Origin of the sequence: Rhodovulum sp. DZ06 (genome assembly GCF_050586345.1) — a bacterium.
Lineage (GTDB): Bacteria > Pseudomonadota > Alphaproteobacteria > Rhodobacterales > Rhodobacteraceae > JBOCEF01.
The window spans coordinates 1-9,443 of the sequence record NZ_JBOCEF010000082.1 but is presented as its reverse complement, the minus strand read 5'-3'; the positions used below and the strand labels follow the sequence as shown (position 1 = coordinate 9,443).

The 9,443-nt window shown below is 72.3% G+C and carries 7 protein-coding genes; 2 read left to right on the top strand and 5 right to left on the bottom strand.

The window, feature by feature from the left end; genetic code table 11:
• Positions 1–316: 316 nt before the first annotated feature.
• The 5 genes from ACQ5SO_RS20880 to ACQ5SO_RS20860 form a co-directional block, all read right to left on the bottom strand.
• The gene (locus ACQ5SO_RS20880; RefSeq protein ID WP_430943588.1) at positions 317–499 is read right to left on the bottom strand and encodes a hypothetical protein; all 183 of its coding nucleotides are present in this window, start codon (positions 497–499) and stop codon (positions 317–319) included.
• 57 nt (positions 500–556) lie between these two features.
• Positions 557–1,033: a PaaI family thioesterase gene (locus tag ACQ5SO_RS20875; protein ID WP_430943587.1), complete on the bottom strand. Its 477-nt coding sequence runs from the start codon at positions 1,031–1,033 to the stop codon at positions 557–559.
• A complete protein-coding gene (locus ACQ5SO_RS20870) occupies positions 1,030–1,881 on the bottom strand; it encodes an IclR family transcriptional regulator (protein WP_430943586.1) in 852 nt (283 codons plus the stop codon). Before ACQ5SO_RS20870 ends, ACQ5SO_RS20875 begins: the two co-directional genes overlap by 4 nt.
• A gap of 22 nt (positions 1,882–1,903) precedes the next feature.
• A complete protein-coding gene (locus ACQ5SO_RS20865; RefSeq protein ID WP_430943585.1) occupies positions 1,904–3,904 on the bottom strand; it encodes a TRAP transporter permease in 2,001 nt (666 codons plus the stop codon).
• Positions 3,905–4,299: 395 nt separating this feature from the next.
• A complete protein-coding gene (locus tag ACQ5SO_RS20860; protein WP_430943584.1) occupies positions 4,300–5,451 on the bottom strand; it encodes a TAXI family TRAP transporter solute-binding subunit in 1,152 nt (383 codons plus the stop codon).
• A gap of 175 nt (positions 5,452–5,626) precedes the next feature.
• On the opposite strand from ACQ5SO_RS20860, the gene ACQ5SO_RS20855 reads away from it, so the two are divergent.
• Positions 5,627–7,291: a thiamine pyrophosphate-dependent enzyme gene (locus ACQ5SO_RS20855; protein ID WP_430943583.1), complete on the top strand. Its 1,665-nt coding sequence runs from the start codon at positions 5,627–5,629 to the stop codon at positions 7,289–7,291.
• A gap of 289 nt (positions 7,292–7,580) precedes the next feature.
• Positions 7,581–9,293, top strand: a complete 1,713-nt coding sequence (locus ACQ5SO_RS20850; RefSeq protein WP_430943582.1) for an AMP-binding protein — start codon at positions 7,581–7,583, stop codon at positions 9,291–9,293.
• The last annotated feature ends 150 nt before the right edge of the window (positions 9,294–9,443 follow it).

Sequence of the window (9,443 nt, the reverse complement as noted above, 5' to 3'; positions counted from 1 at the left end):
GGACGGGGGGGGGGAGGGGTGGAAGGGGCGCCCAAACGTTGTGCCGTGGCCGCATGGGGCGCGGGGGGGGGTTCCTGGGGATTTTGGGGGGCGTTGTTTCGGGGGGCTTCCCCCCCCCGAGCCCCCCGAGCAGGGGGTGACCCCCTGCACCCCCTTTTTTCTGGGCGTGTCCGGCCCCTCAAGGGGGGCAAGCCCCCGTTCGGGGCCGGAGGCGGCTGCGCCGCCGGGCGCGACGGGGCAGGGGAGCGCAAGACATGCAAAGGGCCTGGCCGGCGTCCCGGTCAGGCCCTTCGTGCATTCAAGCGGCGGCGGTTCGTCAGATGGCCATCAGCCCGGCCGCGACGACTGCGGCGATCACCAGCGCGGCGGCGATGGCGGCCCAGCGCCAGGTCACCCGGCGGAAGGCGCGGCGCTCTTCCGCGGTGCGGGGCGGCGGCGGGGTGACCGTGGCGTCTTCTTCGTCCCAACGGTCGGCGGGGTCGGAGTTTGAATAGGTCATGCCCGAGGACCTAGCGCGCCCCCCGCCCGTTTCCAGCGCCCTCGGCCCAGGCGGCCCTCAGGCCGGATCGCCGTAAGGATCGCCCCCGTTCCCGCGCCAGCGCATCGAGAAGATGCCCTGCGCCACCGGGTTCCCCAGATCATCCTTCAGGTCGACGCAGGTGAAGAAGCTCTTGCGCCCGCCCCCGGTCACCCGGCTTTCGGCGATCAGCTTCGACCCCTTGGCCTGGCCAAGGTAGTTCACCGTCATCGACAGCGTCATCGCCAGCCGCTTGCGCCCCGGCCAGGGGCAGAAGCAGCCCGAGAACCCCGAGGCCGTGTCCATCAGCGTCGCGTGCACCCCGCCATGCGGAAGGCCGTAGCGGTTGCCGTGCTTGCGCTCGAGGTCCAGCTCCACACGCGCATAGCCCTGCGCCCAGTCCACGATCCTGAAGCCCACCAGCTCCTGGAACGGATAGCCGGTCTCCTCGGACAGCGGCGCATAGCCCTCGGGGATCGGGGGCAGGCCGCCGCCCTCCATGCCGTCCGCGCTCATGCCGGCGCCTCCGGCGGCTTGGACAGCGACAGGTCGCGGGCGGCCAGCGCCAGCCGCGGCCCGGCCTTCTCTTCCAGCTGCTCGGGCGAGACCAGGAAGGACGGCGCGCCCACGTTCATCGCGAAGATCCGCTCCCCGTCCGGCGAGGCGATGGGCGCCGCGATGCCGTTGATCTCGGGCTTCCAGTCGCCGAAGGAGGTGACGTAGCCCTTGGTCGCGAGATCCTGCACCGCCTGCTCGATCAGCTCGCGCGTCTCGGCGTCATGCTGGGGGTAGCGTTCCTTGAGGGCGTCCAGCACCTCCTCGCGCTCGCGCTTGTGCATCGAGGCCAGGATCGCCTTGCCCATGGCGGAGGCGCCCAGCGGCAGGCGCGCGCCGACCTCGAGCGTCAGGGCCACGGTCTGCGGCGCCCGGCGCACGGCCACGTAGACCGCCTTCAGCCCCGAGCGCTCCGCCAGCGCCACGGTGATCGCGGGGGCGATGCCGGGGGTGCGGGCGAGCTCGTCCATGATCGGGATCGCCCGCTCGCGCATCTCCATGCTCGCCAGCACGGAATAGCCGAGGCCCAGCACCCCGGGCCCGAGCGCATAGGCGCCCTTGCTCTCGGAATACAGAAGATAGCCCAGCGAGCACAGCGTGTAGGTCAGCCGCGTCACGGTGGGCTTGGGCAGGCGGGTGCGCTCCGCCAGCTGCTGGTTGGTCAACGTGTTCTCGCCCGCCCGGAAGGCGCGCAGGATGTCGAGCCCCCGTGCCAGCGAGGTCACGAATTTCCGGTCCACGCCCCAGTCGGGGCCGTCGGAGGCGCCGTCCCCGAGCGCCTCCTCGATCCTGTTCTTGCCGCTTGCCATCGTCCCGAACTCTCGCCTTCTCTCAACCGCCTGCCCGGATCGGCGCGGCGGCGGCCGCGTTTCCGGTCTTTCGCGCGATCACGAAGGGCGGCAGGGCCAGCGCCGCCCCGATCGCGATCAGCGTCCAATGCGACAGCCCGGTCTCGCCGCCTCCCGGCGCGGCGAGGAACAGACCGCCAACGAACAGCATTACCCGCAGGCCGCCGCCGATGGCGCCCCCCGGAAGGTCGCCCATAAGGCTGATGTGGCCCTGAAGCGACGCGGCGATGCACCACACGCCGATGACCGCGGCCGTCAGCGACAGCGCGACTTCGCCCGCCGGGGCCTCGCCGATCAGCGCGGGGTTGAGCACGAAGAAGAACGGCGCGAGGTAGATCACGCCCCCCAGCTTCATGGCCTCGAAGCCCGCTTTCATCGGGCCCGCGCCCGCCATGGTCGCGGCGGCGAAGGCGCCCAGCGCAACCGGAGGGGTGATGTACGACACCATCCCCCAGTAAAGAATGAAGAGGTGGACGGCGAGCTGGTTGAGCCCGGCCTGTTCAAGCGCAGGGGCCAGCACGACGGCGAGGAAGATGTAGCAGGCCGTCACCGTCATCCCCATGCCGAAGATGAAGGCGGTCAGCGCGCCCATCAGCAGCAGCGCGATGGTGCTGTCGCCGGCCATGAAGATCAGCTCGTTCACCAGGGTGCCGGCGAGGCCCGTGGCCGAGAACGCGCCGACGATCAGCCCGACGCCCAGCAGCACCGCCACCAGCTCGGCCAGGCTGCGCCCCACGCCCACGATCATCTCGCCCGCCGAGCGCAGCGACAGCCGGTGCCCCGGCAGCAGCTGGTTCAGCACCAGCAGCAGCGCGGTGGCGTAGAACGGCGCCAGCGTGTCCATGCGCAGCGCGGTCATCATGAAGATCAGCACGCCGAACACGGTCACGTAGGGCCAGCCCTTCATGACGGTCTCGCCCAGCTTCGGCGCCTCGCCCGGCGCAAGGCCCTTCAGGCCCCGCTTGGCCGCGTAGGCGTCGATCTGCGCGAACAGGCCGAAATAGAACAGGAAGGACGGGATCGCCGCCGCCACCGCGATGTCGACGTAAGGGCGGCTCAGGAAGGACGCCATCACGAAGGCGGTGGCGCCCATGATCGGGGGCATCAGCACGCCGCCCGTGGAGGCGCAGGCCTCGGTCGCCGCGGCGTATTTGGCCGAGAACCCGGTGCGCTTCATCGCCGGGATCGACACCGCGCCGGTGGTCAGCACGTTGGAGATCACCGAGCCGGACATGGACCCCATGAAGCCCGAGGCGAAGATCGCCACCTTGGCCGCGCCGCCGCGGAAATTGCCCACGAGCGCCAGCGCGAGATCGTTGAAGAACGCGCCGCCCCCGGTCCGCTGCAGCACCGCGCCGAACAGGATGAAGCCGATCACCAGGTTGCCGAAGGCGCGCATCGGGATGCCGAAGGCGCTTTCGGAGGACAGGATGTGGTAGGGGATCGCGTCCATGAAGGGCTGGCTGAAGCCCGAAAGCGGGTCCGGCACGTGCTCGGCGAAGGTCGGGTAGACCGAGAACACGGCCACGATCAGGAACAGCGTGAAGCCGCCCGCGCGCCGCGTGCCTTCAAGGATCAGCGCCCAGAGCAGGATCGAGGCGTATTGCGCCTCGGGGGGGGCGGCGTATTCCCAGCCCATCTCGAGCGACTGTTCGGCATGGAAGGCGAACCACAGGCAGGCGCCGAGCGCGAGGGCCGACAGGATCCAGTCGAAGATCCCGGTCCCCTTCTCGGGGCGCATGGGGAAGGCGAGGAAGGCCGCCGCCAGGAAGATGGCGGCGAGCGAATAGAGATAGAGCCCCTGCAGCAGCACGAGGCCGAAGATCTGCCAGTTGAACAGCTGGTGCGCGGCCAGCGCGACGGCGAGGGCCGCGGCCGCGCCGATGGCGATGCGGGCCGGGCGGGTCAGCACCGGCTGACCGGCGACGGGTTCGGCCGGGATGTCGCGCATCGAGGGCGCGGGGTCGGGCGTGGGGCTCGTCATTTGGCGTTGGCTCCGGGGTCGGCGGGGCGCGGCCCGGTCACGGCGGGCGCGCGAAGGGAATGGGGCGGTCCCGCCGGGACGGGCGCCGGGCGGCCTCGGCGCCGGGGGCGTCCCGGGCAGGGCGGCGCGCCGGGCGCGGCGGCGGGATCGGGCGTCTCATGCACCCCGCGGGACGCCGGGGTCGGGCGTCCGAAGCGGGGGCGGAACCGGCGCGCGGGGCGCGCGCGCGGCAAGGCCGGGCGAGGTTTTCCAGGCGGGGCAGGCGGGTCGGCCCCGGGCGCAGGGGCGGCGCAGGCCGGGGACGCGCCCCGGCCGTCGCCCCCTTGCGCCCGGGGCGGGCGGAGGGCGGCGCGCGCGGGGTCCGCCCCCGCGCGCGTCGCCCCCGGTCCTTCGGATCAGAAGGTCTTCTCGAAGCCCCCGGCCTCGAGCGCCTCGTAGCGCTTGGCCTTCCAGGCCGCGGCCCAGTCGTCCGGGCCTTCCGCCTTCAGCTCCTCCCACGCGGCCATCAGCGCGGCCTGGCGGGCGATCAGGTTGTCGTTATGGGCCTGCGCCTCGTCCGACCAGACGCCGATCTCCTTGTAGTAGCGGATCGCGCCCTCGTGGTACGGGGCCACCCAGGTGAAGTCCTGGTTGTCCAGCGCCCAGCCGTTGATGCCGGGGGCCTTGCCCTTGTACTGGTCGAACAGCTCCACCATCGCCTTGGTCATGGCATAGGCGAGGTCGGCGTCGGCATTGCCTTCCATCGTCATGAGCACCGGGTAGGCGTAGGTGGCGGTGGGCAGGCCCGGGCCGCCGTCGATATTGGCGCCCACGCTGACGGTGGCGGCGCTGAAGAAGGGCGCCACGGACTTCATCCGGGCCATGCCCTCGGCGTCGTTCCCGTCGATCGGCGGCCAGGTCAGCCCGCGCGGGCCGGTCGCGGCCTCGTAGGCGCGGCCGGAGTTGGTCGAGGCGAAGGCCGCGTCGACCTGGCCGTTCTTCAGCCCGGTCCACGAATCGCCGAAGCCGCCGAATTCGACCACGGTGACGTCATCCCAGGTCAGCCCGCCATAGGCGAGATAGGCCTCGACGTTCACGTTCAGCGCCGGCGAGCCCTTCACGAAGGCCACGCGCTTGCCCTTGAGGTCCGAGTAGTTCTCGACGCCGATATCGCCGGCCACGCCGACCGACAGGCCCACCGCGCCGCCGCCATTGGCGATGATCACGCGCACGGGCTGGGGGCCCCAGGCCTCGGCGCTGAAGTCGAAGACGCCTTCCTGGGCCATGTAGCTGCCGCCCACGCCGTTGGCGCTGAACGGCACCTTGCCGAGGCGCACCGGCTGGGTGCGGCTGACGTCGTTCTTGCCCGGCAGGACGCGCAGGTTGACGCCCAGCGCCTCTTTCAGCGCGGCGCCGATGGCGACGGACTGGTTGTAGCCCGCGGACCCGGTGCCGTAGGCGGTCCAGGTCAGCTGCCGGGGCAGCTCGGCCGCCCCGGACATCGTCGCGGCGGCGCCGGACAGCGATACGGCGGTGGTGACGCCGAGCAGGATGCGTGCGAAGCTCATCTATCTTCCTCCCTGTTATCGACCCGTCCCGCCGACGCCCGCGTCCCGGTGCAAGGGCCGGGTGCGGGGAGGCGATGTTTTAGGTCTTGCGAAACATGGTTTCGCACGCGATGGTTCCCGTCAACATGAAATGCGGGTCCGGCGCCCCGACCGGATCCCACCAGGGAGAATGCCTATGGCGCGCGCCGCCGATCTTCTCGCCGACTGCCTCGTGCGGCTCGGCTTCGACAGGATGTTCTGCGTTCCGGGCGAGAGCTACCTCGCCCTTCTCGATGCGCTGCACGAGCGCGGAGACATCGAAACCGTGGTCTGCCGCCACGAGGGCGGCGCCGGCATGATGGCCGTCGCCGACGCCAAGATCACGGGGCGCCCCGGCCTGGCCGCGGTCAGCCGCGGGCCGGGGGCGACGAACGCCTCGATCGCGATTCACGCGGCCCAGCAGGACGCGGCCCCGTTCCTTCTGCTCGTCGGCCAGGTCGCCCGCTTCGAGAAGCACCGCGGCGCCTTCCAGGAGGTCGACTACACCAGCTTCTTCGGCGGCATGGCCAAGGGCGTGTGGGAGATCGAGGACGCAGGCCGAATCCCCGAGACCCTGTCCCGCGCCTGGTCGGTCGCCATGTCCGGCACGCCGGGCCCGGTGGTCGTCTCGCTCCCCGAGGACATGCTCGAGGACATGACCGACGCGCCCGCGCTGGGCGCCCCCGCGCTGCCCCGCGCCGCCGCCGCGCCCGCCGATCTCGATGCGGCGGCCGAGCTGGTGGCCAAGGCCGAGCGCCCGCTGATCATCGCCGGGCACGGCTGCGCCTCGCCCGAGGGCCGCGCCGCGCTGGCCCGGGCGGCCGAGGCGCTGAACGCGCCGGTCGCGCTGACCTTCAAGTGGCAGCACATCTTCGACAACGCCTCGCCGCTGTTCGGCGGACACCTGGGGTTCAAGATCCCCAAGGTGCAGGTCGACGCGATGAAGAAGGCCGACCTGGTGCTGGCCGTTGGCACGCGCCTCGGCGACACGCCCACGCAGGGCTACACCTTCCCCGAGGCGCCGGTTCCGCAGCAGCCGCTGATCCACGTGCTGCCCGACCCGGGCGCGCTGGGCCGCGTCCACCACGCCACGCTGCCGGTGGCCGCCGACCCGGCGCTGTTCCTCTCGGCGCTGGCGGAGCGCAACCTGCCCATCGCCGCGGGCCGCGCCGACTGGGCCGCGGAAATCAATGGCATCGCGAAAGCCATCGGCGACCGCCCGCCCCAGCCGCGCGAGGACGGGCTGGAGTTCGGCGCCATGGTGCAGGCGCTGGCGAAACACGCGCCCAAGGGCACGGACATCACCCTCGACGCGGGCAACTTCTCGGCCTGGGCGCATTGCCTCTGGCCCTTCGACGGGGACACCCACTGCCTCGGCATGGCCGGGGGCGCGATGGGCCACGCGGTCCCGGGCGCCGTCGCCGCCTGCCTGCGGCGCGAGGACAAGCGCGCGGTCGCCTTCGTCGGCGACGGCGGCGTGCTGATGACGGGCAACGAGCTCGCCACCGCCCTCGCCACCGGGGCGAAACCCATCGTGGTGATCTCCAACAACGGGATCTACGCCACCATCCGCATGCACCAGGAACGGGACTACCCGGCCCGCGTGAACGGCACCGACCTGGTGAACCCGGACTTCAAGGCCTGGGGCGAGGCGTTCGGCGCCCTCTCGTTCAAGGTGACCACGGATGCGGAGGCCGAGGAAGCCGCCGCCGCCGCCTTCGCCCATGACGGGCCGGTGGTGATCGAGGTGCTGTCCTCGGCCGAGGCGATCAGCCCGCACATCACCATCACCAAGCTGCGCGAGGCGCAGGGGTTCCAGTGACCTGAGCGCTTCCCCGGCCCGCCGCCGCGGGCGGGCCGGGGCGCAGGACAAGGCGACGACGCCCCCCCCCGCGCCGCGGGGGGAGACGACACCATCGCGCCGCCCCGACCCGGGCGGCGCGCCCGGCCGCGGCGTGCCGATCCGGCGCGCGCGGCCCGACCGTTCCGCCCGCAGGCGGGGGGGAGACGGCGGCGCGGGGAAGGGAGAGCCCCCGCCGCCGGCCCCGCCCGGGCCCATCGCCGAGCGGCCGCAGCGCGCGCCGACGGCGCCGCATGAGGAGGAGACCGCCATGACGGAGGCGCCTGCACGCCCCTTCCCGTGGGAGAAGCACTACCCCGAGCCCGTCCGCTGGGACATCGAGGTCGATGAGCGCCCGGCCCCCGCGGTGCTGCGCGACGCCGCCGCCCAGATGCCCGACGTCGAGCTGTTCGACTGGCGCGGGATGCGCCTGACCTACGCGCAGTTCGTCAAACTGGTCGGCCAGGCGGCCTCGGCCTTCAAGGCGATGGGGCTGAAGCGCGGCCAGTGCATCGCCCTGCACCTGCCCAACCACGTGCATCACCCGGTGATGTTCTTCGGCGCCCTCGCCGCCGGGCTGCGGGTCGCGCATCTCTCGCCGCTCGACGCGATCCTCGAGATCGAGCACAAGCTGACCGACGCCGAGGCCCAGCTGCTGGTCACCATCGACATCCCCGACCTGCAGGCCAAGGCAGAGCGCGCGCTGGCCGAGGGGTATGTCCCGCGCCTCGTGGTCTGCGACGACGCCCGGTTCGGCGATGCGGGCCTGCCGAAAGCCGACGCCCCGGCCGATCCGCGGGCGATGAGCCTCGACGCCTTCCTCGCCGGCGCCGCCACCGACGCGCTGCCGCCGGCCTCGGAAGACCCCGGGATCGACGACATCGCGCTCTTGCAATACACCGGCGGGACCACGGGCCTGCCCAAGGGCGCGATGCTGACCCATCGCAACCTGATGGGCGCCGCCGCGATCTTCGAGCGGTGGACCGAATCCTATCCCGACCTGCCCGAGGGCGAGCGGGACGTGGTGCTGCTGCTGCTGCCCCTGTTCCACATCTACGCGCTCTGCGTCGTGCTGCTGCGCCAGGTGCGCAGCGGCGGGCTGATCGCGCTGCGGATGCGCTTCGATCCGCAGGCGGTGGTGGACGACATCGAGAAGCTGCGCGTCACCTATTTCCCCGGCGTGCCGACCATGTGGACCGCCATCGGCGCGCTGCCGGACCTGGCCGAGCGCGACCTGTCCTCGCTGCGGGCCATCGGCTCGGGCGGGGCGCCGCAGCCCAACGCGGTGGCCCGCACGATCACCGAGGCGATCGGCATCCCGCTGCTGGGCGGCTGGGGCATGTCCGAGACCGCCGCCGCGGGCACCTCGATCCCCGAATGGGGGCTGAAGCACAAGCTCGGGACCATCGGCGTGCCGCTGCCGGGGATCGAGATGCGGGTGGTGGACCAGGACGAGCCGACCCGCGTTCTGGCGCCGGGCGAGGTCGGCGAGATCGCCGTGCGCGGGCCCAACGTCACCCCGGGCTACTGGAAGCGCGAGGACGCCAACGCCAGGGAATTCGCGGGCGGCTTCTTCCTGACCGGCGACGTGGGCAAGATGGACGAGGACGGGTTCTTCTACCTCGTGGACCGCAAGAAGGACCTGATCATCTCGGGCGGCTTCAACGTCTACCCGCAGGCGGTCGAGCAGGCCCTGCACGAGCATCCCGCGATCCAGGAAGCCGCCGTGGTCGGCATCCCCGACGAGTACCGGGGCGAGAGCGCCAAGGCCTTCGTGGTCCTGAAGGCGGGGGCCGAGGCCCCGAGCCTCGAGGAGCTGCACGAATTTCTCGCCGATCATCTCGGCCGGCACGAGCTGCCCCGCGCGCTCGAGCTCCGGGACGTGCTCCCGAAGACCGCCGTCGGCAAGCTGTCGCGCAAGGACCTGCGCGATGAAGAGCGCGCGAAATACGAGGCCGCGCAGGCTGCGGACGCCTCGGCCTGACCCCTTTGCGGGGGGGGGGGGGGGGGGGGGGGTGCCCCCCCCCCCCCCCCCCCCCCCCCCCCCCCCCCCCCCCCCGCCCAGTTTGAAGACCGGCGGCCGCGCCGCCCAGTTTGAAGACCGGCGGCCTGGCCGCCCAGTTTGCAAACCGGC